At 62.8% G+C, this 25,450-nt stretch carries 25 protein-coding genes; 9 read left to right on the top strand and 16 right to left on the bottom strand.

The window, feature by feature from the left end:
* Positions 1-19: 19 nt before the first annotated feature.
* Positions 20-1,762, bottom strand: a complete 1,743-nt coding sequence (locus tag AAHK20_RS28245) for a fumarate reductase/succinate dehydrogenase flavoprotein subunit (protein ID WP_449184793.1) — start codon at positions 1,760-1,762, stop codon at positions 20-22.
* Positions 1,759-2,571: a GntR family transcriptional regulator gene (locus tag AAHK20_RS28240; RefSeq protein ID WP_449184792.1), complete on the bottom strand. Its 813-nt coding sequence runs from the start codon at positions 2,569-2,571 to the stop codon at positions 1,759-1,761. Before AAHK20_RS28240 ends, AAHK20_RS28245 begins: the two co-directional genes overlap by 4 nt.
* A 205-nt stretch (positions 2,572-2,776) precedes the next feature.
* Here AAHK20_RS28240 and AAHK20_RS28235 point away from each other — a divergent pair, with 205 nt between their 5' ends.
* Positions 2,777-3,658, top strand: a complete 882-nt coding sequence (locus AAHK20_RS28235) for an alpha/beta fold hydrolase (RefSeq protein ID WP_449184791.1) — start codon at positions 2,777-2,779, stop codon at positions 3,656-3,658.
* 58 nt (positions 3,659-3,716) lie between these two features.
* On the opposite strand, the gene AAHK20_RS28230 is transcribed toward AAHK20_RS28235, so the two are convergent.
* Complete coding sequence (locus AAHK20_RS28230; RefSeq protein ID WP_449184790.1) at positions 3,717-4,391, bottom strand: type 1 glutamine amidotransferase domain-containing protein; 675 nt, start codon at positions 4,389-4,391, stop codon at positions 3,717-3,719.
* 165 nt (positions 4,392-4,556) lie between these two features.
* On the opposite strand from AAHK20_RS28230, the gene AAHK20_RS28225 reads away from it, so the two are divergent.
* Entirely contained in the window at positions 4,557-5,015 is a 459-nt protein-coding gene (locus tag AAHK20_RS28225) for a putative periplasmic lipoprotein (RefSeq protein WP_449184789.1), read from the top strand.
* 1 nt (position 5,016) lies between these two features.
* Here the strand turns inward: AAHK20_RS28225 and AAHK20_RS28220 are convergent, their stop codons facing one another.
* From AAHK20_RS28220 to AAHK20_RS28210, 3 genes are all read right to left on the bottom strand, one after another.
* A complete protein-coding gene (locus AAHK20_RS28220) occupies positions 5,017-6,498 on the bottom strand; it encodes a purine-cytosine permease family protein (RefSeq protein ID WP_449184788.1) in 1,482 nt (493 codons plus the stop codon).
* A 126-nt stretch (positions 6,499-6,624) separates the two neighbouring features.
* Positions 6,625-7,269: a helix-turn-helix transcriptional regulator gene (locus AAHK20_RS28215; RefSeq protein ID WP_449184787.1), complete on the bottom strand. Its 645-nt coding sequence runs from the start codon at positions 7,267-7,269 to the stop codon at positions 6,625-6,627.
* Positions 7,270-7,319: 50 nt separating this feature from the next.
* The gene (locus tag AAHK20_RS28210) at positions 7,320-8,285 is read right to left on the bottom strand and encodes an ornithine cyclodeaminase family protein (RefSeq protein WP_449184786.1); all 966 of its coding nucleotides are present in this window, start codon (positions 8,283-8,285) and stop codon (positions 7,320-7,322) included.
* Between the two features lie 281 nt (positions 8,286-8,566).
* Here AAHK20_RS28210 and AAHK20_RS28205 point away from each other — a divergent pair, with 281 nt between their 5' ends.
* Entirely contained in the window at positions 8,567-9,349 is a 783-nt protein-coding gene (locus tag AAHK20_RS28205) for an ABC transporter substrate-binding protein (protein WP_449184785.1), read from the top strand.
* 44 nt (positions 9,350-9,393) lie between these two features.
* Positions 9,394-10,638 (top strand): NAD(P)/FAD-dependent oxidoreductase, encoded by a 1,245-nt coding sequence (locus AAHK20_RS28200; RefSeq protein ID WP_449184784.1) that lies wholly within the window; start codon positions 9,394-9,396, stop codon positions 10,636-10,638.
* A gap of 24 nt (positions 10,639-10,662) precedes the next feature.
* Here AAHK20_RS28200 and AAHK20_RS28195 read toward each other — a convergent pair whose 3' ends face one another.
* Positions 10,663-11,733 (bottom strand): LacI family DNA-binding transcriptional regulator, encoded by a 1,071-nt coding sequence (locus AAHK20_RS28195; RefSeq protein ID WP_449184783.1) that lies wholly within the window; start codon positions 11,731-11,733, stop codon positions 10,663-10,665.
* 190 nt (positions 11,734-11,923) lie between these two features.
* Between AAHK20_RS28195 and AAHK20_RS28190 the strand changes: the two genes are divergently transcribed.
* From AAHK20_RS28190 to AAHK20_RS28180, 3 genes are all read left to right on the top strand, one after another.
* Entirely contained in the window at positions 11,924-12,985 is a 1,062-nt protein-coding gene (locus AAHK20_RS28190) for a fatty acid desaturase (RefSeq protein WP_449184782.1), read from the top strand.
* Positions 12,986-13,035: 50 nt separating this feature from the next.
* Complete coding sequence (locus AAHK20_RS28185; RefSeq protein ID WP_449184781.1) at positions 13,036-13,371, top strand: non-heme iron oxygenase ferredoxin subunit; 336 nt, start codon at positions 13,036-13,038, stop codon at positions 13,369-13,371.
* A 673-nt stretch (positions 13,372-14,044) separates the two neighbouring features.
* Entirely contained in the window at positions 14,045-14,941 is an 897-nt protein-coding gene (locus tag AAHK20_RS28180; protein ID WP_449184780.1) for an alpha/beta fold hydrolase, read from the top strand.
* 20 nt (positions 14,942-14,961) lie between these two features.
* Here AAHK20_RS28180 and glnA read toward each other — a convergent pair whose 3' ends face one another.
* From glnA to AAHK20_RS28160, 4 genes are all read right to left on the bottom strand, one after another.
* Positions 14,962-16,467 carry a type I glutamate--ammonia ligase gene (gene glnA / locus AAHK20_RS28175; protein WP_449184779.1) on the bottom strand — a complete coding sequence of 502 codons (1,506 nt, stop codon included), beginning with the start codon at positions 16,465-16,467 and terminating at the stop codon, positions 14,962-14,964.
* Between the two features lie 68 nt (positions 16,468-16,535).
* Positions 16,536-16,751 (bottom strand): hypothetical protein, encoded by a 216-nt coding sequence (locus AAHK20_RS28170; RefSeq protein ID WP_449184778.1) that lies wholly within the window; start codon positions 16,749-16,751, stop codon positions 16,536-16,538.
* A gap of 75 nt (positions 16,752-16,826) precedes the next feature.
* Positions 16,827-17,120: a GYD domain-containing protein gene (locus tag AAHK20_RS28165; RefSeq protein WP_449184777.1), complete on the bottom strand. Its 294-nt coding sequence runs from the start codon at positions 17,118-17,120 to the stop codon at positions 16,827-16,829.
* A gap of 181 nt (positions 17,121-17,301) precedes the next feature.
* Positions 17,302-17,727, bottom strand: a complete 426-nt coding sequence (locus AAHK20_RS28160; protein WP_449184776.1) for a VOC family protein — start codon at positions 17,725-17,727, stop codon at positions 17,302-17,304.
* A gap of 111 nt (positions 17,728-17,838) precedes the next feature.
* On the opposite strand from AAHK20_RS28160, the gene AAHK20_RS28155 reads away from it, so the two are divergent.
* Positions 17,839-18,717, top strand: a complete 879-nt coding sequence (locus tag AAHK20_RS28155; protein ID WP_449184775.1) for a LysR family transcriptional regulator — start codon at positions 17,839-17,841, stop codon at positions 18,715-18,717.
* 5 nt (positions 18,718-18,722) lie between these two features.
* Here the strand turns inward: AAHK20_RS28155 and AAHK20_RS28150 are convergent, their stop codons facing one another.
* Positions 18,723-19,232: an Lrp/AsnC family transcriptional regulator gene (locus tag AAHK20_RS28150; protein ID WP_449184774.1), complete on the bottom strand. Its 510-nt coding sequence runs from the start codon at positions 19,230-19,232 to the stop codon at positions 18,723-18,725.
* A gap of 136 nt (positions 19,233-19,368) precedes the next feature.
* Here AAHK20_RS28150 and AAHK20_RS28145 point away from each other — a divergent pair, with 136 nt between their 5' ends.
* Entirely contained in the window at positions 19,369-20,385 is a 1,017-nt protein-coding gene (locus AAHK20_RS28145; RefSeq protein ID WP_449184773.1) for a 1-aminocyclopropane-1-carboxylate deaminase, read from the top strand.
* Between the two features lie 60 nt (positions 20,386-20,445).
* Here AAHK20_RS28145 and AAHK20_RS28140 read toward each other — a convergent pair whose 3' ends face one another.
* The 4 genes from AAHK20_RS28140 to AAHK20_RS28125 form a co-directional block, all read right to left on the bottom strand.
* Positions 20,446-21,225 carry a GntR family transcriptional regulator gene (locus AAHK20_RS28140; protein ID WP_449184772.1) on the bottom strand — a complete coding sequence of 260 codons (780 nt, stop codon included), beginning with the start codon at positions 21,223-21,225 and terminating at the stop codon, positions 20,446-20,448.
* 62 nt (positions 21,226-21,287) lie between these two features.
* Complete coding sequence (locus AAHK20_RS28135; protein ID WP_449184771.1) at positions 21,288-22,232, bottom strand: PDR/VanB family oxidoreductase; 945 nt, start codon at positions 22,230-22,232, stop codon at positions 21,288-21,290.
* 2 nt (positions 22,233-22,234) lie between these two features.
* Entirely contained in the window at positions 22,235-23,296 is a 1,062-nt protein-coding gene (locus tag AAHK20_RS28130; RefSeq protein WP_449184770.1) for an aromatic ring-hydroxylating dioxygenase subunit alpha, read from the bottom strand.
* A 235-nt stretch (positions 23,297-23,531) separates the two neighbouring features.
* Entirely contained in the window at positions 23,532-25,445 is a 1,914-nt protein-coding gene (locus AAHK20_RS28125) for a sigma 54-interacting transcriptional regulator (protein ID WP_449184769.1), read from the bottom strand.
* Positions 25,446-25,450 lie beyond the last annotated feature (5 nt).

The following is a 25,450-nucleotide window of genomic DNA, read 5'->3' as shown; positions in this document are numbered from 1 at the left end:
AGCGGCAATCAAGCAGCAATCAAGCAGCAAGCGCACGCTCGCCGGCGTTGGCGTCGATGCGCAGGGTTCGGTAGGCATCGCTTTCGCGCTCACCGAGCGCGACGATGTAGGGTTCGACGGGACGCTTCATGCTCGTCATGTTGCCGTCCGCGTCCTTGTGCAGATGCGTGTGGCAGAACCATTCGGCGTCGTTGCGCTGTGGGTAGTCGACGCGGTGGTGATACAGCCCCCAGCGGCTCTCGGTGCGAAAGAGCGACGCGCGCGCCGCCATCTCCGCGCAATCGCGAATCGCGCGCACTTCGGCCGCGCGCATCAGCTCGTGCGGACTGTTCGCTTTGATCGCGTCGATGTCGTCGGCGATTTCGGCGAAACGTTGCAGACCGATTTCCATCTTGCGCGTGACTTTCGGCGGTTGCAGGTAATCATTGACCATGCGCCGCAGCTTGTATTCGACTTGCGCCGGCGCGAGCCCCGACTCGCGTTCGAGCGGCGCAAGCACGCGCGCGCGTTCGGCGGCCACCTGCGCTTCGTCGAGCGGCGCATGCTCGCGGCCCGCGACGTAGTCCGCCGCGTTCTCGCCCGCGAACCAGCCATACGTGAACGCGCCGAGCATGTAGTTGTGCGGGACCGCCGCCATGTCGCCTGCCGCATAAAGCCCCGGCACGGTCGTCTCCGCGCGCTCGTTCACGTAGACGCCCGACGCGCTATGCCCGCTGCAAAAGCCGATCTCCGAGATGTGCATTTCGACCATCTGCGTCCGATAGTCGGTGCCGCGCCCCGCGTGAAAGCGTCCGCGGCTCGGGCGTTCGTTCGTGTGCAGGATCTGCTCGATCGTCTGGATCGTTTCTTCGGCGAGATGGTCGAGCTTCAGGAACACCGGGCCATTGCCGCTTTGCAGCTCCTGATAGAACTCCCACATCATCTGTCCGCTCCAGTAATCGCATTCGATGAAGCGCTCGCCCTTGCCGTTCGCCGTAAAGCCGCCGAGCGGTCCGGTCACGTACGCGCACGCTGGCCCGTTGTAGTCCTTGATGAGCGGATTGATCTGGAAGCACTCGAGATTGGCGAGCGCGGCGCCCGCGTGGTAGGCCATCGCGTAGCCGTCGCCGGCATTGGTCGGGTTCTCGTAGGTGCCCATCAAATAGCCCGATGCGGGCAGGCCTAGGCGCCCCGCCGCGCCGCAGCTCAGGATCACGGCCTTGGCGCGCACCACATAGAAATCGGCCGTGCGGCAATCGAAGCCGAGCACGCCGCTCACGCGCCCTTCTGCATCGGTCAAGAGCCGCGTCGCGACGATGCGATTCGTGATCGCCACGCGCGAGCGCTTCAACTGCCGGTACAGCACCTTCTTGATGTCGTGGCCTTCCGGCATCGGCAGCACATACGAGCCCATGTGGTGCACTTTCTTCACCGCATAGTCGCCCGTGCCATCCTTCTCGAACTTCACGCCCCAACGGTCGAGCTCCTCGATCGTCTTGAAGCTGTGCTTCGCGTACGCATAGACCGCGCGCTGATCGACGATGCCGTCGTTCGCGATGGTGATTTCCTTCGTGTATTGCTCGGGCGTCGCGTGGCCGGGAATCACCGCGTTGTTGAGCCCGTCCATGCCCATCGAGATCGCGCCGCTCCTCTTCACGTTCGCTTTCTCCAGCAGCAACACGTTGAGCTTAGGGTTGCGTTCCTTCGCTTTGACAGCGGCCATCGGCCCGGCCGTGCCGCCGCCGACCACCACCACGTCGTATTCGAGCACATGCGTGTTCATCGCTTCGTTCCTTTCGATTGCTGGGTCTGCTTGGAATGTTTGGAGTCCTTGGCTTTGCGGCGGTCGATGCGCAAGCGATATTGAAAAGCGTCGCCGCGAAAATAAAGATACTCGTAGTCGATCGGCTTGCCGTCGGCGCTGTGGGTCAAGCGTTCGATGCGCAACACCGGTGCGCCAACGCCGACGTTGAGCGCAGCCGCGATTTCGTCGTCCGCGAGCATCGCGTCGATCGACACGTCCGCGTGGCCGAGCGGCACGCCGCAATCGTTCTCGATGATCAAGAAGATGTCGCGCGCAATCAGGTCGGCGGCGGCGAGGCGCACGCCAAGCGCTTCGGGCACATAGGTCACTTCGAGCGAAACAGGTTCGCGATTCAGAAAGCGCACGCGATGAATCTCGGCAACCTTCGCGGCTTCCGGCAGCGCGAGGCGGCTCGCCACATGGCTGTCGGCCTCGATGAACCGCACGCCGCGCAATTGGTTGACGATCTCATGCCCCATCGACGACATCGCTTCCGCGAAACCCTGCAGCGACGTGACGTCTTGAAACGCCTTCGGCTTCGACACAAAGGTGCCCTTGCCATGCAGCTTGAAAACGAGCCCTTCCTTTTGCAGATCGCCGAGCGCTTGCCGCACGGTGATGCGGCTCACGTCGAACATCGCGCAGAGTTCGCTTTCGGAAGGCATCCGGCTGTGAGGCGCATAGCGGCCATCGAGGATGCGTGCGCGCAAATCGTCTTTGATTTGCGTGTAGAGAGGCCGCACAATCGGCGGCACAACGTTTCTATTTGTTTGGGCTGGCAGCGGCATCGATCAACTTGTCATAACAAGATGATTCGCAGTGTAGGGACCGCGACTTGCCGGACCAACCAAGTTTTCGTGCTATCGATTTCGCGTGCGGCGCTATAGGACGCGTGAACGGACTCGATACCGATCTGTTCTTCGTCGGCGGTGCGCTCGGTGATACGCTCGCCATCACCACGCTCGCACCCCACACTCAACCGGAAGGGTCAACATGCAATCCAGCCGCGCAAGCATTCGCTACCAGACCGTGCAGATCGACGGGCTCGACATCTTCTACCGCGAAGCCGGCCCGCGCGACGCGCCGGTCATTCTGTTGCTCCACGGCTTTCCGTCTTCATCGCGAATGTACGAAACGCTGTTGCCTCTGCTCGCGGACCGCTATCGCCTGATCGCGCCGGACTATCCCGGCTTCGGTCACAGCAGCGCGCCCGCGCCAAGCGAATTCCGCTATACGTTCGATCAGCTCGCGCAGGTGATCGAGCGATTCACCGACAAGCTGGAACTCAAGCGCTACACGCTCTTTGTGCAGGACTACGGCGGCCCGGTCGGCTTCCGGCTCGCGCAGGCGCATCCCGAGCGGGTCTCTGCGTTGATCGTGCAGAACGCGGTCGCGCACATCGAAGGGCTCGGGCCGCTATGGGAGCCGCGCAAGGCGTTCTGGAGAGATCGCGCCGCGCATGAAGAGAAGGTGCGCGCAAACTTTTTGTCGTTCGAAGCGACGCGTTTGCGCCACGTCGGTACGAGTCCGCATCCGGAACGCTACGACCCCGACACGTGGACTGACGAATTCGCGTTCCTCTCGCGTCCGGGCCAAGTCGATATTCAACTCGAACTCTTCTACGACTACCGGACCAACGTCGAAAGCTATCCGCAGTGGCAGCGCTACTTGCGCGACCATCGGCCGCCGACGCTCGTGCTATGGGGCAGGCACGACGCATCGTTCATGGTCGATGCCGCCATGGCGTATCAACGCGATGTGCCCGATGCCGAGGTGCATCTGCTCGACGCGAGCCATTTCGCGCTCGACGAAGCGAGCGACGAAATCGCCGGGCACATGGTGCGGTTCTTGTCGGCGCTTGCGCTCGGGCACTGAAACGTCATTCGCCAGATCGACGCTCGGCGAGTCGCTCGCCGAGCGTGAGCTTGGTGCGTCAACGCAAAAGCGCCAGCAATTGCTTTGCACCCTCAGTCGACGAAGCCGGATTCTGTCCCGTCACCAAGAGGCCGTCAGTGACCGCGAAACTTTGCCAATCGTCCCCTCTCTCGAAGATGCCGCCGAGGCGCTTGAGCTCATCCTCCACGAGAAACGGCACGACGTTCGTCAACTGCACGGCCTCTTCTTCCGTATTCGTGAAACCCGTGACACGCCGGTGCTTGACGATCGGCTGACCGTCGACCACGGCGTGGCGTAAAACACAGGGTCCATGGCAGACCGCGCCTACGGGCTTCTTCGTTTTGGTGAAAGCTTCGATCAAAGCGATCGAGTGCTTGTCTTCGGCCAAGTCCCACAGCGGACCGTGGCCTCCTGGATAAAAAATGGCGTCATAGTCGCTTGCTTTCACGTCAGCAAGCTTGACCGTATTTGCCAGCGCTTGCTGCGCGGCGGGGTCCGACTTGAACCGCTTTGTCATGTCCGTCTCGCCCTCGGGCGTGTCGCTCTTCGGATCGACCGGAGGCTGACCGCCCTTCGGCGACGCAATCGTGACACGCGCGTCTGCATCGAGGAACGTGTAGTAAGGGGCGGCAAACTCTTCGAGCCAGAACCCGGTTTTCTTGCCGGTATTTCCCAACTGATCGTGGGAGGTCATTACCATCAGGATCTTCATCGTCTTGCTCCATCGCTATGCGATCCTTCTCAGCATAGGATGATTTGTCCTCGCGGGAGCGGCTTTTTCAATGGCCTATTCGTGCCCATCGCGCACAAATCGGTAAGCGCCTTTCGCGCACCGCTATAATCGTCGCGCTCGAACATGGCTAGGGAAAATTGACTCATGAAAAAGATCACCGCCTGCGCGCTTGTTGCATTTTTACTCACGGCTTGCTCGTCCGCCGAAAAACAAGCGCAGCAGGCTCAGGAATTCATCCACAACGAATCCAGCCTGGCTGATGCTCAGCGCAATGCGGTGGTCGAGTGCAGCGATCCGGCGACGTGCGACGCCGCGTGGACGCTCACCAAGCGCTACATCGAGAAGCATTCCGACACGAAAGTGACGCGCGCCGATGCGGTTGCAATCGATACCGCCGTGCCTTCGAGTTCGGGCGACGTCTCCTTCTCTGCAACGCGGGTTGCGAAAGGTTCTGGCGCGCGGCTAACCCTCTTCGCGCAATGCCGCGATATGTATGGTCCGGACAACGCGAGAGGGTCGGACTATGACAAGTGCGCCGACAAAATCCTGCGCACTCAGAATGGCTATGTGCCGTTCCTCAAGGGACAACAGCCGCGTCAATAAGTCATCGCACCTTATCGCGGCGCGCATCGGAAAGCGATGACGTCTCCCACTCCGGCGCCGCCGCGTCGCCGCTGTCGTCCGGAAGAATCAGCCGATCAGGAATATGGGCCGTGCGCTGCTTGGCGACGACGTAATACAAAAGGCCCGGCACGACGAGCCCGATGATCCAGGAAATATCGGTGCCGCCTAGCTGATCGACGAGCGGCCCGGTATAGAAGCTCGTCGAAATGAACGGCATCTGCACGAGCACGCCGATCGCGTAGATCGCGACGCCCGGCACATTCCAGCGTCCATAGCGCCCGTTCGGGTCGTATAGCGCGGGCACGTCATAGCGCTCCTTGGTCACCCAGTAGTAGTCGACCAGATTGATCGCGCTCCACGGCGTGAAGAACGCAAGCAGGAACAGGATGAACGCGGAGAACTCCTTGAGGAACGCGTGCCGTCCCGCCAGCGCGAGCCACGCCACACAGACGACCATCGCGAGAATAAACAAGAGCCTCGCGCGGCCCGATATCTGCTTGCGGCCGCCCACGCTCGTCACGATCGTGGCGATCGACATCACGCTGCCGTACGCGTTGAGCGTCGTCACCGTCAGCTTGCCTAGCGCAATCGCGAAGTACAGCAGCGCGGCTGCGGCGCCGCTCGCGCCGAGCCCGACGACGAAGGCGACCTCGTGCCCCGAGAACTGCTTGCCCGCCAGCGCCGCGGCGAACACGCCGAACACCATCGAAGCTTGCGAGCCGATCACCGAACCGAGCCCCACGGCCCAAAACGTCTTGCGCGCGGAGGTGGCGCGCGGCAGATAGCGCGAATAGTCGGCGACGTAAGGGCCATACGCGATCTGCCACGACGCCGACAGCGACATCGCCAACAGGAAATTCGCGAGCGAGAAGTGACGGATCGCGAGCAGCGCGCCGACATCGTGCCCGGCCATCAGCTTCACGAACATATAGATGAACGCGAGCACGCCGACGACGCTCGTCACGCGGCCAAGCGTGTGAATCGTGCGATAGCCGAGCACGGTCAGCACGACGACGATCGCCGTGAAGATCAAGATGCCGGCGGCGTTCTCGACGCCCAAGAGCGCGCCGATCGCCTGCCCGGCAAGCACCGTTCCGCTCGCCGAGAAACCGACGTACATCATGCAGACCAGCACGAGCGGCACGATCGCGCCGTACACGCCGAACTGCACGCGGCTCGAGATCATTTGCGGCAAGCCGAGGCGCGGGCCTTGCGCGCCGTGCAGCGCCATCACCGCGCCGCCCAGCAATTGACCGACCAGCAAGCCGATCAGCGACCAGAACACATCGCCGCCGAGCACGACCGCGAGCGCGCCCGTGACGATCGCGGTGATCTGCAGGTTTGCGCCGAGCCATAGCGTGAACTGGCTCGCGAGTGTGCCGTGCCGTTCGCTATCCGGGATGTAATCGATCGTGCGGCGTTCTCTGAAGGAACGGCTCGGGGTGGGGTTGTTGTCGGCCATGGGCTTGTTGTCGATGCGCATCGAATGCAAAGCAGACAAAATACCCGCAACGATTTGTATAGACAACCCGTTGCGACCGTAGGTGTTTACGCGTAAGGCGTTTGCTCGCGGCCCCTCGCGGCCTCGCTACTCGCCGCCTTCCTTCATCTGCTTCAGATGTTTGTAGACAGTGGCGCGCCCCATCCCGAGCACATTGGCGACATAGTTCGCGGAGCTCTTGCCGCGAAACGCGCCCTCGGCATAGAGCGCTTCGACCAGTTCGCGCCGATGCTCGCGCGTCAGACCGTTGAGGCCGATCTGCCGCTCGCGCAGCCAGTTGTGCAGGAATGTGTTGATGCGGTCCTGCCAGTCGTCGCGGAACAGTTCTTCGGGCGGCGCGACGATGCCCGCGCCTTTGATGAAGAGATCGAGTGTCGAGCGCACTTCCTCGAACACCGCGATGTTGAAGTTAATGCACATCATGCCGGCCGGCACCCCGCGATCGTCGAACAAGACGTTGCTCACGCAACGCATGCGCCTGCCGTCCCAATTGAGCTTTTCGTAAGGACCGATCACGCGTTCACGCGCCGAATGATCGATTTCCTCTAGCGCGGAATCGTCGCCGACTTCGCGCTTCGACAGATTGTTCGCAAGGTACAGCACCGTCTGGTCGTGCAGGTCGTGGATCACGACCTCCGCATAGGGGAAGAACAGCGTGGCGATGCCGTCCGCGATCGGCGCATAGCGGGTCAGCAGCAGGTCTTTGACGGGCGAGACTTTTTTCTTGCGCATTGGAAATGGCGTGTCTTCGGTGAGCGGATACGGGAGAGCCGGCCGTAATACTACCGTGTCAAATAGCGGTACAGCTCGTAGGCGATCGCGACATCCTCTAGGCCCTGGCCGATCGAGCGGAAGAACGCGTGCCGTTGGTACGCGGGTTTTTCGCACTGGCCCGTGACGAGATCCGGCAGGTCGCCCGCGATTTTCTCCGCATGCCAGCCGTGATGCTGCGTCGCCAGCTTCATCTCGCCAGCGCTAAGGGGCGCCGTGCGCTTGTAGTCGCAATACACGTCCATGCCGGGCAGCCATGAGGGCGGAATCTCATGCGCGTTCGCCACGTTCGTGCTGATCGACGTGACGAGCGCCGGATGCGTGAGCATGCCGTCGGTGAGCACCGGTGTGCCCGACGACGTGCACAGCATCACGACATCGGCATCGCGCACGCAGTCTTCGACGCTCGCGCTCGCCACCGCGCGTGCATCGATGCTGGATACCGCCGCTTGTTTTTCCGCGTCCTGCGCAAGCCCCGGCGAGAACACGCGAATCGACTCCCACGCGCGCAACGGCGCAACGTGCCGCAGATGCGCGAGACCCGCCGCACCCGCGCCCACCACTGCCAGCCGGCGCGCGTCGGCGCGTGCGAGCGTATCGACGGCAAGCGCAGTCGTTCCAGCCGTGCGCTCGATCGTGAGCAAGCCCGCATCGCACCACATCAGCGGCTCACCGGTCTCCATCGACATCAGCGCCGTCCAGGCCGTCACGATCGGCCGCGCGCCCGTCACGATATACGGCGAGAGCTTCGCGCCGAAGACTTTCGCGTCGGCGATGGCGCCCGCGTAGGTGATGAAGTCGCCCGCGTTCGCGGGGAACAAGGTCAGCGTTTGCGACGGCTGCACGGCGTTGCCGCTGCCGAGCGCACGAAACATTTGCGTCAGCGCGCCGCGCATGTCGAGCGCGGAAAGCGCGCTGCGCACGGTCTCTTCGTTGACCAGCAGCGGAGCGGTATTGACGGTCGCGGTTGCTTTCATGCGGTTCTCTCCATGATGCGTGAATGTGGACTTTCAGTCCAATTTAGACTTTTCTAGGTTACACCGAAAAACCGCGGATTGCGATCTTCGTGTACCCGTCTTTTTCTCGATGAGCGACGCAAAAGACCCGGCGTTCTGGCTCTTTTTCCCGGTTCGCGTAGCGCCAACGCCGTCTTTTTTGACCAAACGTTGCCCGGAATTATCGTATCCCCTATAGTCCATCGTAGACACTTCGTCTATATTCTGCCTACGCCGTACCCCTACCCAAGACAGGACCCGCCATGAACCTGAAGCTCACTTTCTGCATCGCCGCCGCGTTCGCAGGCATCGCCGGCGCCGCCCACGCCCAGTCGTCCGATACGCTGCGCTTCGGCATCGAAGCCTCGTACCCTCCGTTTGAAAGCAAGTCGCCGTCGGGCCAGTTGCAAGGCTTCGATATCGACATCGGCAATGCGGTCTGCACCAAGCTGAAAATGAAGTGCGTGTGGGTCGAGAACGCGTTCGACGGGTTGATTCCCGCGCTGCAGGCCCGCAAGTTCGACGTCATCAACTCGGCGATGAACATCACCGCGAAGCGCAAGGAGAGCATCACGTTCACGCCGGCCATCTATGTCGTGCCGATCGTGATGATCGCCAAGCGCGGCTCGCCGCTCATGCCGGATACGAAGAGCTTGCAAGGCAAGCGCGTCGGCGTGCTGCAGGGGTCGTCGCAAGAGGATTTCCTCAAGGCCCATTGGGCGAACGCAGGCGTGACGGTCGTCTCCTATCAGGATCAGGACCAGGTGTACGCCGATCTCGTCGCCGGACGACTCGACGCCGCCGTGCAGGAAGCGCAGACCGCCGAGGACGGCTTCCTGAAGAAGCCCGCGGGCCACGATTACGTGATCGCGGGTGATCCGCTGCAAGACCCGGCGACGCTCGGCGAAGGCACGGGCTTCGGCATGCGCAAGGGCGACAAGGCGCTCCAGGCGAAGGTCGACGGCGCGCTCGATGCGCTCAAGAAAGACGGCACGCTCTCGGCGCTCTCGCAGAAGTACTTCCAGCGTGACATCATCGCGAAGTAAGCAGCCGTCTCGCAGCGTTCGATCAGTACCAGTTGAAGGAACCTATGGATTTCGACGTCATCGTGTTGGGCGCAGGCATTGTCGGCGTATCGTCCGCGCTGCATCTGCAGGACCGCGGACGGCGCGTCGCGCTCGTCGACCGGCGCGGTCCAGGCGAGGAAACCAGCTTCGGCAACGCTGGCCTGATCGAGCGCTCGTCGGTCGTGCCGTATGCGTTCCCGCGCAAGCTCGGCACGCTGCTGCGCTATGCACGCAATCACTCGACCGATCTCTACTGGGATTACAAAGCGCTGCCCTCGTTTGCGACGTGGCTCGCGCGCTTCTGGTGGGAGTCGTCGCCTGAGCGGCTCGCCGCCGCCGCGCGCGACATGCTGCCGTTGATTCGCCAAAGCGTGATCGAGCACGATGCGCTGATCGCTCGCGCGGGTATTGGCGAACTCGTGCGCGACAGCGGCTGGATCGAAGCGTTTCGCTCGCGCGAGGCGTTCGAAAGCGAAGCGCCGGTATTGGAGGCCGTCGCGCGCGAGCATGGCCTGAGAATGGCGCCGCTCGATGCGGCCGCGCTGCGCGCGAAAGAACCTGCGATCGGTGAAGGCTTCTATGGCGGGCTGCATTGGGAGGACCCGAAGAGCGTACAGAATCCCGGCGCGTTGACGCAAGGCTATGCGCGCCTCTTCGTCGCCGAGGGCGGCACGTTGCTCAGAGGCGATGCCGCGTCGCTATGCGAAGGCGACCATGTTTGGACGCTCGACACGAACGAAGGCCGCATCAGCGCGAAAGAAATCGTCGTGGCGCTCGGCCCATGGTCGGACACCGTGTTCGCCCCGCTCGGCTACCGCATTCCGCTGCGCGCGAAGCGCGGGTATCACATGCACTACCAGCCGGCGCGGACGATGCTGTCGATGCCGGTCGTCGATATCGAACAGGGCTACGTGGTCGCCCCGATGCAAGGCGGCCGGCTGCGTCTCACCACCGGCGTCGAAATCGCCAAGCGCGACGCGCCGCCGACCGGCATTCAACTCGAACGCGCCGAGCGGCTCGCCAAACCGCTGTTCGGGCTTGGCGATCGTATCGATCCTGAGCCGTGGCTCGGCAGACGGCCGTGCACGCCCGACATGCGCCCAATCATTGGCCCCGCGCCGAGGCATCGGGGTTTATGGTTCGCGTTCGGCCACAATCATCATGGCTTGACGCTGGGACCTGTGACAGGGCGCTTGCTCGCGGAGATGATGACGGGCGAAACGCCGTTTACCGACGCGCGTCCGTATCGGCCTGCGAGGTTTGCGTAACGGAGACTGGGCGCTGATTTCGCACTAAGCCGCCGGCAAATAAGCGCCGCGCCTCACATTCGCGGGACAGAAGATACGAAACTCCACCGGCCCCTCCGGCGGCGCATCCTCGACCACGCCGCATGCGTGCAACAGATGTTGCAGCGCTGAAATCACCTGTCCGTCCGGGTCCTGATCGATCGCGACATCCATCAGCCCTTCCTCGATATACGCGCGGTGCGTGTCGAGCATTTCATGGCCGACCCACACCACGTCGCCGTGCGCGCCGTATTGCCGTAGCGCCGCTTCCACGCCCGGCGACCCGTAACCGCTGTTGTAGATGCCCGTAAGCCCGCCCTCCTTGAGCGCTGCCACCACCGCGCGATAGCAGCGGTCGGCATCGTCGTACATCTCGGTGACGAGCGGCGTGCACTCCAACTCCGGGAACGCCTCGAGCGCCGCACGACAGCCGCCGATGCGGTCGATGTGCGCGCGATAGTCCATGCGGCTCGCGAGCAGCAGCACACGCCCGGGACGTTTCGCGAGACGTCCCACGAAGTAGCCCGCTGTGCGGCCCGCCGCGACATTGTCGATGCCCGCGTAGTGGAGGCGTCCGGGTGTCGCGACGTCCGTCACCATCGTCACCACGTGCTCGCCGCGCTCGATCACGGCGGCGAGCGCATCGCGCACGGGCGCCGTGTCGTGCGTCGTCACGATCAGCCCCGCGCGCTTGTGGCGAGGCTCGAGAATCGCGGCGGCGATCACGGCGTCGTCGGCCTCGGGAAGGAGCGTCCGATGCACGACGATGCGCCTGTCGAGCATCTGCATCGAACGCTGCAGCGCGAGCGTCAGGCGCTGAAAGAACGGCGAGCTGTTGTTCGGCAGCAGCACGTCAATGTGCAGCAGCCCATGCCGGGTGTCCGGCAGGATGCGCGGCACCGCGAGCCGCTTCGCCGCGGCGACGACCCGTGCACGCGTCGTCGCCGATACGCTGCCGCGCTCGTTGAGCACGCGGTCGACGGTCGCGACGCTCACGCCCGCCTCCGCGCCGATCTCCTCGAAACGCGCGCTGCGTTTGCGCCGTGTGCGGGGCTTGCTCTCGCCGGGTTTCTTCACGTTTGTCTCATTTCCCTTGCAAAGCTTTCGGTTTGTTTTCAGCGCTCCGTGATGTGGCGCACCGACCTAGATGTGTTTTTCCGTGACGCTAAGAGCTTGACGAAAAATCGTCAATCTTTTCGTTGAGAAGGCCGCTCGGCGGACCTACGCTGCACACATCCGAAATCGAAAATCTCAGGAGACAGGGGCGATGAGCACACCACACCGCGCCACGGCACCCGGTGGCACGGCCCGCACAGCCGAACCGGCGCCATCCGCAGGCATCGAAGGCGGCGAAGCAGTCTGGTTCCGCCCGGCCATTGCCCGTCCAGCGCTGAAGCAGCTGATGAAGCGCAGCGACGCCGAAAGCCTCAAGAACTTCAGCCTGTGGTGTGTGCTGCTCATCGCTTCGGGTGCGCTAGCCATCTATAGCTGGGGCACGTGGTGGGCGATTCCGGCGCTCTTCGTCTACGGCACGATCTATTGCTCGAGCGACGCGCGCTGGCACGAACTGAGCCACGGCACGCCGTTCAAGACGACCTGGCTCAACCAGGTCTTCTATCAGCTGTGCTCGTTCATGACGATCCGCGAGGCGACGTTGTGGAAATGGAGCCATGCGCGCCATCACACGCATACGATCATCACGGGCCGCGATCCCGAGATTCAAGTCGAGCGTCCGCCGCGGCTCTTCGAAATCGCACTCGACTTCTTCTATCTCGTGGGCGGCACCAAGGAAATCATCAAGATCGTCCGCCACGCATGCGGCGCGATCGCGCCGGAGATCGCCGACTTCGTGCCGGTCAGCGAGCGCCGCAAGTTGATTTGGACGAGCCGCGCGTACGTCGCCATCGTCGTCGCGTTGATCGCATGGTGCGTGTCGATCCAAAGCATCCTGCCGCTACTGTTCGTGTGGACGCCGCGCTTCTATTGCGGCTGGTTCCATCAAACACTTGGGCTCACGCAACACGCGGGTCTCGCGATGAACGTGACCGACCATCGGCTCAATACGCGCACCGTCTACATCAATCCGGTGTTCCGCTTTCTCTACATGAACATGAACTACCACCTCGAGCATCACGTGTTTCCGATGGTGCCGTACCACGCGCTGCCTCGCTTGCACGAAGCGGTCCGCTCGCAAACGCCGGCGCCGTATCCGACCCTATGGTCGGCGTATCGCGAGATGGTGCCCGCATTGATCAGGCAGACGCGCGACAGCTCGCACTTCATTCGACGCGAAGTGAAAGAAGGCGACCCGCAGCGCCCTGCCGCTTGATGCGAAACCTGGCGCAACGCCACAACGGATAACGTTAAAGGAGACACGAAATGCTCGATCAACGAGAGTGGGTCGTCGCGTGCAGCACGGACGACATCGAAGAAGAAGACGTGATCCGTTTCGACCACGGCAGCGCGACGTTCGCCGTCTATCGCATCGACGGCAACTTCCACGCGACCGACGGCTGGTGCACGCACGAACAAGCGCATCTTGCCGACGGGTTCGTGCTCGGCAACGAGATCGAATGTCCGCGCCATCAAGGGCGTTTCGATATTGCGACCGGCAAGCCGCTGTGCGCGCCCGTATGCGAGCGGTTGCGCACGTATCCGGTGCGCGTCGAGGGTGGGGCGGTGTTGATCGGCATTCTGGCCGAGGACGAGGGGTGACTTTTGCTTTCGCGATAACTTTGATTTCGCGGCGGTCCGTTTAGTCCGTCCCTCCCCGGGACCGGGGTCACTTTGGTCCTTGCCCAAAGTAACCAAAAGCGCGTCCTCGGCGGACGGCCTAGCCCGGAGGCACTCAACCCTGTTAGTACCGGTGTCCCGAACTCAACCGTGGGAAACCGTTACTACTCGCCGCACGGCCCAGTAACACGCGGCACGGAATGAAGTCCGCTCGCGTCAAATCGGCGCTGAAGGTCAGGAGAGTCAAAGAGGCTGTCTTGCAATGAGCCCATGCGCTGGGCTTGCTTCCAATCGTAGGCAACGTGGGGCGTGCCCAAATCAGTAGCTTCAGTTTGATTCGTATGGGCGCAATTCTGTGCCGCGTGCTGATGGGACGTACGGCGAGTGGTAACGGTTTCCCACGCTTGCGCTCGGGACACCGGTACTAACAGGGTTGAGTGCCTCCGGGCTAAGGCCGTCCGCCCAGGACGCGCTTTTGGTTACTTTGGGCAAGGACCAAAGTGACCCCGGTCCCGGGGAGGGACGGACTATACGTACCGGCGCGAAATCAAAGTTTTCGCGAAAGCCTTAGCGAACAACAACAACAACACCCCGCACACGACTCACCGCTTAGCAGTAAGCTAAACCTCCACACGTCGGCCTAAGAGAGTCGAAGATGAGCGAGCGCCTCGAACACGCACTAACGGACGTATTAGACATCGCCTATAAAATCGCCGGCCCCGACGACGGCCCGCCCGTCATCCTCCTGCACGGCTGGCCGGACGCAGCACGCGCGTGGACTCCCGTAGCGGCCCGCCTGAATCAAGCCGGTTTCAAAACCGTCACGCCAAGCCTGCGCGGCAGCGGGCAAACATCGTTCCTGTCGCCCGATACGGTACGCGACGGCTCGGGCGTCGCACTCGCGCAAGACGCGCTCGAATTAGCCGACACGCTCGGCTTCACCCAATTCCAAGTAGTCGGCCACGATTGGGGCGCACGCGCCGCGTACACGATGGCCGCCCTCTTCCCCGATCGCGTTCAGCGCATCGCCGCTATCGCGCTAGCGTTTCAACCGAAAGGCGCTTTCGTTCTACCCGATTTCTCGCAGGCGCGACGCTTCTGGTATCAGTGGTTCATGTCGCTCGACAGCGGCCCGGATGCAGTGCGTCGCGACCCCAAAGGCTTCGCGCGGATTCAGTGGGACACGTGGTCGCCCGCCGGTTGGTTCGACGAGGACGAATTCGCTCGCACCGCTGAGAGCTTCGACAATCCCGACTGGGTGGCGATCACGCTGAACGGCTATCGGCGCAGATGGCGCCAAGACGAACTGTCCGATCCGCGGTACGACGCGCTGCACGCGAAATTGCGCACTGTCGATAAGGTCCACGTCCCCACGCTGATGATTCAAGGCGGCTCGGATCTATGCGACGAGCCCGCAACGTCGGAAGGCCAGGACCGCTATTTCGACGCGGGGTATCGGCGCATCGTCATCGACGGCGCCGGGCATTTCCCGCTAAGGGAGGCGCCGCACGCAGTGGCCGACGCCGTCATCGAACATCTTTGGAAGCCTTGAATCGAACGCGGCGCCCCGTATCAAATATCGAAGTACAAGTAAAACTCCCATGGATGCGGGCGCAACTTCACCGGATCGATTTCGTGTTTGCGCTTGTAGTCAATCCAGGTCTCGACGATGTCTTCGGTAAACACGTCGCCCTTTCGCAAGAACGCGTTATCCACTTCGAGCGCCGCAAGCGAGGCTTCAAGCGAGCCTGGAACCTGGCGGATGTTCTTCGCTTCCTCTAGCGGCAGGTCGTAGATGTTCCGGTCCAGCGGAGGCCCCGGGTCGATCTTGTTTTCGATGCCGTCGATTCCCGCCATCAGCATTGCGGCAAACGCCAGGTACGCATTCGCCGACGGGTCCGGGCAACGGAACTCGACGCGCCGCGCGTTCGGCGAATCCGAATACATCGGAATGCGTGCGGCGGCCGAGCGATTGCGCTGCGACATCGCGAGGTTCACCGGCGCCTCATAGCCCGGAACCAAACGCTTGTACGAATTCGTCGACGGCGCGCAAAACGCCATCAGCGCGGGCGCATGCTGCAACAGCCCGCCGATATACCAGCGGCAAGTCTCCGATGTCAGTGCCCAGCCGCTCGCGTCGTAAAAGAGATTGTGTTCGTCGTTCCAGAGGCTCTGGTGGCAGTGCATGCCGCTCGCGTTGTCGGCAAAGAGCGGCTTCGGCATGAAGGTCGCGACTTTGCCGTGCCGCCGCGCGATGTTCTTGCAGATGTATTTGTAGATCATCACGTTGTCGGCCATGCGCGTGAGCGTCGCAAAGCGCATGTCGATTTCGTTCTGTCCGGCGGTCGCCACTTCGTGGTGGTGCACCTCCACCTGCACGCCGGCGTGCTGGAGCGTCAGCGCGATTTCCGAACGGATTTCCTGCAGGGTGTCCTGCGGCGGCACCGGAAAATAGCCTTCTTTGTAGCGCGCCTTGTAGCCGAGATTGCCGCCGCCGTATGCGCCTTCGTCGCGCCCCGTCGTCCAATCGCCTTCGGCCGATTCAACATAGTAGAAGCCGCAATGCGGCTCCTGTCCGAAGCGGATCGAATCGAAAATGAAGAACTCCAATTCCGGGCCGAAATAGCAGGTGGTCGCAATGCCCGTTTGGCGCAGATAGTTCTCGGCCTTCTTCGCGACATAGCGCGGATCGCGCGAGTACGGCTGGCGCAGCACGGGGTCGACAACGTCGCAGATCATCGAGAGCGTCGGCGTGCCGCAAATCGGATCGACAAACGCGGTGGCAGGGTCGGGCTTGAGCAGCATGTCCGATTCGTGGATCTCCTGAAAGCCGCGAATCGACGAGCCGTCAAAGCCGATGCCGGCCTCGAAAAGCCCTGCGTGCACCTCGGGGAGCGTGATCGAGAAATGCTGCCAAAGCCCCGGCAGATCCGTGAATTTCAGATCGACGATTTGAATGCCGCGCTTGCCCAGCAACTCGATCACGTCGCCCGCGCTTTGCGGCCGGTTCACGCGAAAACTGCCGGCTTCGACCGATGCGCCAAAAGCGGAATCCGAAGCGCGTGGCGTGGAGGACATGACCGTCTCCTCTTTCCGACCCTCATATGATGAAAGTTAGTATGTTGTGGCGCAAAAACAAGTCTGCGCTATGCGTGCGCTGTGCGATCGGCCGTCAGCGCGGCTAAGCGCGCCACACCCGCATCTTTGGCGGCGGCGGACGTCGAATACGATTCATCCGACACCAGCGCGCGCCTCACGTCGCGCGCGGCAAAGTCGACCAGCGCGATTACCCAGACGAATCCACCCGAGCGTTCGGCCGTTTGCACGAACGCCTTCAAGTCTGCGTGAGTTTCTGCATTCATCGTGACCTCCATAACGGAAATGCCGCGCGGGAAAACCGGCGCGGCAAAGAGAAACGGTTGAAATGGGCTAACGCCCTATGGCAGCTTCGCAAGGATCGCGCCCATTTCGTCTTTCGTGAATGCGCGCAGCGTCTGAGTGTGGACGTTGCCCGCCGAGCCAATTGCCAGGCCGAATGCGCACAGGCTCTGATCGTCGGGCGCGGTGACGGTCGCGACGATGTCGTATTCGCCCAGCGTCCAGTAGATGCTCGTCATTTCGCAGCCGAAACTCTTGGCCATTTCGGCCGCCTGAGAGGCCCTTTGCGAGGTGTTTTTGACGGCGCGGATGCCCTGATCCGTGAATTTGAAAAGGACCACATAGGTCGCCATGGCAGCCCTCCTTGCGATGGGAACGGAAGACGCAAAGCGGACCCGCCATTGATGACTACCGTGTTGCTTACGAAACCGCCGTGCGCGTGAATTGATTGTAGGCAATCCGTTCACGCACAACGGACGTTATGCGCATTTTTTGCGCATCGCGGACACGGTATCGACACAATCGGCCAGCGCCTTACTTCGCAAACAGCTGACCGATGTCCTTGAAAGCCTTGAACTCGAGCGCGTTTCCGCAAGGATCGAGCAAGAACATCGTCGCCTGCTCGCCGACCTGCCCTTTGAAACGAACGTAGGGTTCGATGACGAACTCGGTGCCGAACGATTTCAGGCGTTCCGCCAGCGCCTCCCATTGATCCCACTCCAGTACGACGCCGAAGTGCGGGACAGGCACATCGTGGCCGTCGACCGGGTTCGACGACGGCCGCTCCTGCGCCGCGGTTTTGGCCTGCTCGTGAATGACCAACTGATGGCCGAAGAAATTGAAATCGACCCACTGTGTATCCGAGCGGCCTTCTTCGAGGCCGAACACCTCGCCGTAGAAGCGTCGTGCGGCCGGGAGGTCATAGACCGGAATCGCCAGGTGGAACGGGGAAAGACTCATCGAATGCTCCGTAAGAATGAAATGGCCGGGTTCCTCTCCCGCCATCGTAAAGATGGTCCATATTAAATAAAATCAATATATTTTTGTGAAAACCACAAATAGGATTTGTCTATGCTCAGAGAGCTCAAGACCCTTGTCGCGGTCGCTCGCGAAGGCACCTTCGCTGCGGCAGCCGACAAAATCGGACTGACGCAGGCCGCCGTGAGCGCGCAGATGCAGCGGCTGGAGTCGGAGCTCGGCGTCGCGCTGTTCGACCGCCAGGGACGCTCGGCTCGCCTGAATTCTGCCGGGCAGCAGATACTCCTCCAGGCGCAGGAGCTGATCCGTCTATACGACAATCTGGGCGCGCCCGCCGCCGGCGCAGCGCCGTCCGTGCTCGTTAGCGTAGGCGCGATCGCATCGGTCCAGCGGTCCCTGCTTCCCGACGCGTTGACGAAGTTCCATAAGCAGTATCCGCAATGCAGGAGCCGCGTCATCCCCGGGCTCTCCGCGCAACTCGTCAACGTCGTCGACGCCGGCGAGATCGATATGGCGATCATCATCCGGCCGCCCTTCTCGCTGCAAAAGGATCTGCGTTGGACGCTGCTTGCCAGCGAGCCCTACCGCCTGCTCGTCCCTCGCGGCGTGCGCGGTGACGATTGGGAAGCGTTGCTTTCGACGCAACCGTTCATCCGCTACGACCGCTCCTCATTCGGCGGTCGACAGGTCGACAAATTCCTGCGCAGCATGCATTTCACGGCGCGTGAAGTCTGCGAGGTCGATGAACTCGAGGCAATCGTGAAGTTGGTGGCAAACGGCTTGGGTGTCGCGTTGATACCTCAAGCGACACGCAGCCGCTGGCCCGCGTCCGTGCGTGCGATCGACCTTGGGCCTCACACGTTTCACCGTGAAATCGGACTCGTCCATCGCGCGAGCCCGAATCTGAGCGAGCCGGCCAAGGCGTTGTCCGGACTCATCCGTGGTCTCGCAGCCGTTGAGGATGAGACGTAGCCGATTTAAAGCGGGATCTTCGTCGTCGACAGAATTTCCTTGAGCACCATGAAGCTGCGAATCTGGCGCACGCCTGGCAAATACAGCAATTGCTCCGCGTGCAGGCGATTGAAACTCTCGCTGTCGCGCGTGCGCACGAGCATGAAGTAATCGAACTCTCCGGTCACGACATGGCACTCCATGCAGCCGGACACCTTCTGCGCCGCCTTCTCGAACTCCGCAAACGATTCCGGCGTCGAGCGGTCGAGCACCACGCCGATCACGACGAGCATCCCCGCGCCGAGTGCTTTCGGGTCGAGCAGCGCCACCACACTCCGGATCAGCCCCATCTCCTTCAAGCGCTCCACGCGCCGCAAGCATGCGGGCGCACTGAGCTTGACCTTCGCGGCAAGGCTGACGTTGGAGATCGAGGCATCGATTTGGAGCTGCTTGAGGATCGCGCGGTCGATACGGTCGAGTTGCTGGAACGCGTCGGTCTCGCTCGTCGATTCGTTACGTCGTTTTGTTGCGCACATGGCTTTCTTCTAGAAATTTAATTAGGTCGATGCGGCTTTGATAGCGGTCAAAGTACGCCTTCGAAAATTATTTCGCAACCTCATTTCGCGGCACATTCCCTATCATTTCCTCATTCCCACCCGAGTGAGACCCGCCATGAACCTGCAACGATTTCCGCGCTATCCGCTGACTTTCGGCCCGACGCCCATTCAGCCGTTGAAACGTCTGAGCGATCACCTGGGAGGCAAAGTCCAGTTGTTCGCCAAACGCGAAGACTGCAACAGCGGCCTCGCGTTCGGCGGCAACAAGACCCGCAAGCTCGAATACCTGATTCCCGAAGCGCTCGCGCAAGGCTGCGACACGCTCGTCTCGATCGGCGGCATTCAATCGAACCAGACCCGGCAGGTCGCCGCCGTCGCCGCGCATCTCGGCATGAAGTGCGTGCTCGTGCAGGAGAACTGGGTCAACTACTACGACGCCGTGTACGACCGCGTCGGCAACATCCAAATGTCGCGCATGATGGGCGCGGACGTGCGCCTCGTGCCCGACGGTTTCGACATCGGCTTTCGCAAGAGTTGGGAAGACGCGTTGGAGAGCGTCCGCCAAGCAGGCGGCAAGCCCTACGCCATTCCGGCAGGCTGCTCCGACCACCCGCTGGGCGGCCTCGGCTTCGTCGGCTTCGCGGAGGAAGTGCGCCAGCAGGAAGCGGAGCTCGGGTTCAAGTTCGACTATGTCGTCGTCTGCTCGGTGACGGGCAGCACGCAGGCCGGCATGATCGTCGGCTTCGCGGAAGACGGACGCGCCGAGCGCGTGATCGGCATCGACGCATCCGCCAAGCCCGAAGCGACGCGCGAGCAAATCCTGCGGATTGCCAAGCGCACGGCCGAGGCGGTCGATCTCAAGCGCGACATCACCGAGCGCGATGTCGTTCTCGATACGCGCTACGGCGGTCCGGAATATGGTTTGCCGAACGAAGGCACGCTCGAAGCCATCAGGCTATGCGCGCGCTTCGAAGGCATGCTGACGGACCCGGTCTATGAAGGCAAGTCGATGCACGGGATGATCGACATGGTGCGCAACGGCGAGTTTCCGGAGGGCTCGAAAGTGCTGTATGCGCACCTCGGCGGGGTTCCCGCTTTGAGCGCCTATAGCTTTATCTTCCGCGACGGCTAAATTCAGTCAGCGCGAATTCACGCGGCCGGCCCCCAATCAGCTGGGGGCCGGTCATGCGCTTCAAACCGCGGCACTCCACTGCCGAATCAGATTGGCCCCGAACAACTGCGACAACGCCGTCTGATTCTTCAGTGCGTTCTCCAGATTACGGTGCGCGATACGCGCATGCTCGCGCATCAGCGCTTCGGCGCGCGCCCCTTCGCGGCGCTCGATCGCATCGAGCACGGCGCGATGCTGCGCTTGCGCGACAACGAGCACTTGATAAGCGTCGGGCGCGACCGCCTGCACTTTGACGAACCCGCTCGGCGACGCGAACGGCAGCGCCATCGCCTTCGCGAGCTGCCGTTCAACGACGCTGCTGTTGCACGCCGACGCAAGCAAGCGATGAAACCGCTCGTTGAGCTCAACGTATTGCGAAAATTTCGCTTCGGTCATGGCTGGGTCTTCGAGCAAGAGGTCGATGTCCGACACGCATTCGCGCAGCGACACCATCAACTCGGGTTCCACGCCCCGCTCCGCCGCGAGCCGTGCGGCCATGCCTTCCATCGTGCCGCGCAATTCGATGGCGTCGTAGATCTCGGCGCTGCTGAACGAGCGCACCGCGTAGCCGCCCGACGGCACCGGGTCCAGCAGACCTTCGTCCTGCAAACGCATCAGCGCGGCGCGCACCGGCGTGCGCGACATGCCGAGCCGGTCCACCGCCCACAGTTCGGTGATGCGAGCGCCGGGCGCGACTTCGCCCGCGAGAATCAGCTCGCGCAGTCCCAACTGCGCCTTGACCGTTTGCGACGATGCCGCCGATGTTCCTGCGTCGCCTGGCATCGCGTCGTGTTGCTCCATCGAAACCCTCAATCGTTGTGTGACTACAAGCGCCCTCTATTAACCGCTTCAGGCTCGCGCCGTCACAGATCCAACACCAACAGCGGCGACTTCGAGCGCGAACAGCATGGCAGGAACTGGTCGTTCGCGGCCTTCTCGTCATCCGTCAGATAACAATCGCGATGATCGGGCTCGCCGGCGAGCACGCGGGTCAGGCACGTGCCGCATACGCCCTGCTCGCACGAAGTCGGCAAATCGACTCCGGCAGCCAAGAGTGCGGAGGCAACCGTCACGTCGTGCGCAACCTCGATCACGCGGCCATCGCTCGACAGCTTGATTTGAAACGCGCCGTTACTGCCTTCCTGTGGCGCCGCTGCGAAGAATTCGCGATGCACGCATGCAGCGTTCCAGCCCGCGGCTTTGGCGGCATCCAACACCGCTGCGATGAAACCGGATGGACCGCAAACGTAGAGGTGCGTATCCGGTGCGGGTTTGGCAAGCAAGGCGTCGAGATCGATACGGGCCTCGTCGCGAGCGTCGTCGAAGTATAGATGAACGCGCTCAGCAAACCGCGCATCGGCGAGCCGCTCCTGAAACGCGGTGCGCGCAGCATTGCGCGTGCAATAGTGCATCTCGAACGAAGCGCCCGCGTGAGCCAACGCTTCGGCCATGCACATAATCGGCGTCACGCCGATGCCGCCTGCGAGGAGCAACGAGTGTCCCGCGTTCTCGCTCAATGGAAAGTGATTCCTCGGCTCGCTGATCTCGAGCAAGCTGCCCTCCTCCAACGCATGCATCGCGAGCGAACCGCCGCGCGAATTCGCATCGCGCAGCACAGCGATCAGATAGCGATGCGTCGCGCCAGGTCGATTGCACAGCGAATACTGGCGAACGATGCCGCCGTCGAGCTGCACATCGATGTGCGCGCCGGCTGAGAAGCCCGGCAGCGCGGCGCCATCCGGATGCACGAGTTCGAACCCGCAGATGTCGGTGGCGACCGGAAATTTACGGGCGATTCTGACTTGCATGCTCAACCTCGCGCAACGGCTGGAACGGATTGAGCCGCCTGCTGCTCTTGCGCGATCAGCCTGTCGAGCACGCGGCGCGACTGCACCCCGCCCGCATCGATATTGAGCTTCAGCAGATTGCGCTCGGAGTTGGCGAGCAAATTGCGCTGCTGCGCTTCGAGCATCTCGAGATCCTCGCCGAAGATCTTGCCTTGGCCCTCGCGTATCGTCTCCGTGAGCTGCGCGTCCTGCGGCTTGAAGTTGCGCGCCATGCCCCAGAAGTACCAGATCGAGGTCTCCGTTTCCGGCGTGATGAAATCCACGACGATGCTCGACGCCTTGTGCCGTGCATCCGCGTGATAGCCGCCGTGTCCCGCGAGCGCCACGCCGACTTCGATCATCACGTGGCTCGGCGGCGTGAAGCGGCAGATCTGCCAGCGATCGCACGCAACGTTGTCCGCGAGGCCATTGCCGCGCAGCGCGGCGGCCCAGAACGGCGGCGGCATGATGTTCTCCATGAAGCGGCTCGTGACGACACTGTCGCCTTCCACCTTCGTCTGCGGCGCGGCTTCCTCGATCTCGGCCTGCCCGATGCTCGACGCGTGCACATAGGTCTCGTGCGTGAGGTCCATCAGGTTGTCGATCATCAGGCGGTAGTCGCAGTGAATGTGATAAAGGCCGCCGCCGTGCGCCCACTCCGGGTTGTCGGCCCACTCGAGATGATGGATCGCCGCGGGATCGGCCAGCGCCGGATCGCCCGGCCAGACCCAGATGAAGCCGTAGCGTTCGACCGCGGGAAAGCGCCGGATCGACGGAAACCCGCCCACGCGCTGGCCCGGCATCGACGCGCATTTGCCTTCGGCGCCCATCACGAGGCCGTGATAGCCGCACACCAGTTGGCCGTCGCGCATGAAGCCGAGCGAGAGCGGCGCGCCGCGATGCGGGCAAAAGTCCTCGAGCGCGGCGACCGCGCCGTCAGCGCCGCGGAACAACACCATCTTCTCGTTGCAGATCCGGCGGCCGAGCGGCTTGCCCGCGATTTCGTCCGGGGTACAGGCGACGTACCACGTGTTTTTCAGGAACATCTCTCCTCCTATGTATACAATTTTGATCGAATTGTTCATGCAGCCGTGCGCGTCGCCGCTAGCCACCGGCCAGAATGTTGCTTTATATTGGGAATTATTGGCTCGTCAGGGCTTTCACTCTAATAGCCCGAGCGGCAACCTCGGCTCCGATTGTATACATTGATTTGAGATTGGCTACTCGTTTGAATTCGAACCCGGGTAAACAACTATGCGTTCTCACGGGCCGGAAAACGCCCTACGTTTTACCTGCGCCGCCTCGCTTCTTGGTTCGATAGGCGAATTGCGCGCGCGTGAGACCGACCAGCCGCGCCGCCGCCGAAACATTGCCGCGCGTGCGTGCGAGCGCTTCGGCCAAGACCTGCTCTTCGAGTGCATCGATCGACATGGGCGCGGGCATCGCCGCTGCGGCAACCCCATGCGCGGTTGATGGCGCGCTTCGCGCCGTCTCGTGACCGGTCACGGATTCGATCTTTAGCGCGCCGTCGCTGACGGCATACAACTCCGCAACCGGCAGGGGCTCGTGGCGAAAGAGATGCGGCAGATCGATCGGCTGGCCGTCGTCGACCGCGATCACGCCGCGCTCCATCATGTTGCGCAGTTCGCGGATGTTGCCCGGAAATGCGTAGTTCAAGAGCACGCGGTGCGCGCGCTGCGTGAGGCCGGGTGTCGAGCGGCCGTGCTCGCGGCAGAACTGCTGCAGGAAGCTGTCGATCAGGAGCGCGATGTCATCGCGCCGCTCGCGCAGCGGCGGAATCACGATCGGAAACACGTTGAGCCGGAAAAACAGGTCCTCGCGAAAACGCCCGCGCCGCACTTCTTCACGAAGGTCGACGTTGGTCGCCGCGATCACGCGAACGTCGACGCGCAGCGTCTGCCCGCCGCCCACACGCTCGATCTCGCGCTCCTGCAGCGCGCGCAGCAGCTTGCCCTGCGCGGGATACGGCAGGCTGCCGATTTCGTCGAGAAACAGCGTGCCGCCCGACGCGCGCTCGAACCGCCCCGCGCGCGCCTGCAGCGCGCCCGTGAACGCGCCGCGCTCGACCCCGAACAGCTCGGCCTCGACGAGCGTATCCGGCAGCGCCGCGCAGTTCACCGCGACGAATGTCCGCGCCGAGCGCCGGCTCTGCCGGTGCAGCGTGGCGGCGAACAGCTCCTTGCCGACGCCCGATTCGCCGGTCAGCAGCACGGCCGTGTCGGTCGGGGCGACGCGCATCAGCGCATCGCAGGACGCGGCAAAGGCGGCTGAGCGGCCGACGAGGCCCGGGCGCTCCGCGACCTGTGCCCGGTGGGGCTCGCTCGGTGCGGGGGCCGAAGCGGGCTGAAGCGGCGCCTTGAAACCGAAGGCGCTATCGGGGTCGCCCTTGGACCTCGCGAATGGCGCGCGCACGGTTGCGTTCAAGCGCTTGGCCTCGTCTGCAACGTGCTCGTCCGCATTCGCCGCAGGTAGATCGAGGTAGCGCAGATCGTCCGCGACATCTTCCCAACGCGCGGCGTTGCGGCCAATCACACGACACGCCGCGCTGCCCATCGCGCGGCACTCCACCTCCCGAAAAATCACGAGCGTCCCCGTCAACCCTGTGACGTAGCCCATCGCATAGCCAAGCTCCATCCAGCACGCGGGCTCGGTGCCGATGCCATAAGCCGCGATGTGCTCGTCCGCCTCCGAAGAGTGATGCCAGAGAAACTCGCCATCGTAGCGGCCACTGGCCGCATCGAACGAGAAATGCACGGGTTCCACCTTGACGACGCCTTCGAGCGCATGAAGACGCGTGCCCGCGGCGAGAATCGACGCGCCGTCGGCGTTCGGCCAGCGCTGCCGCACCAACTCCGCGTCCCGCGCGCCCGAGGCGTAGCCGGCGCGCGTCAAGAGCCGCCGCGCGCGCTGCGAACCGACGCAATCGATCAACTCGCGCCTCAACGTGCCGATCGCGGCGGCATGCACGAGCAGCATCCGCTGGTCGTTGAGCCAGATGCGCCCATCGCCCGGCGAGAAGAACAGACACTCGGCAAGATCGGCAAGCGTCGGCGCCGCGCCGGTATCGAACTCGGCGCTGTGGCCGCGTTGCAGGAGCGCGCCCGACAGACGCGCGGCGTCGGCTAGCGACACGCGCGACGGATCGGAAACCAGCGGGGGCGTCGTGCCGTTCATGAAGT

This window comes from Trinickia camelliae, from assembly GCF_053525655.1.
The sequence above is the reverse complement of the archived record's forward strand: the minus strand, read 5'-3'. Positions and strand labels throughout refer to the sequence as shown.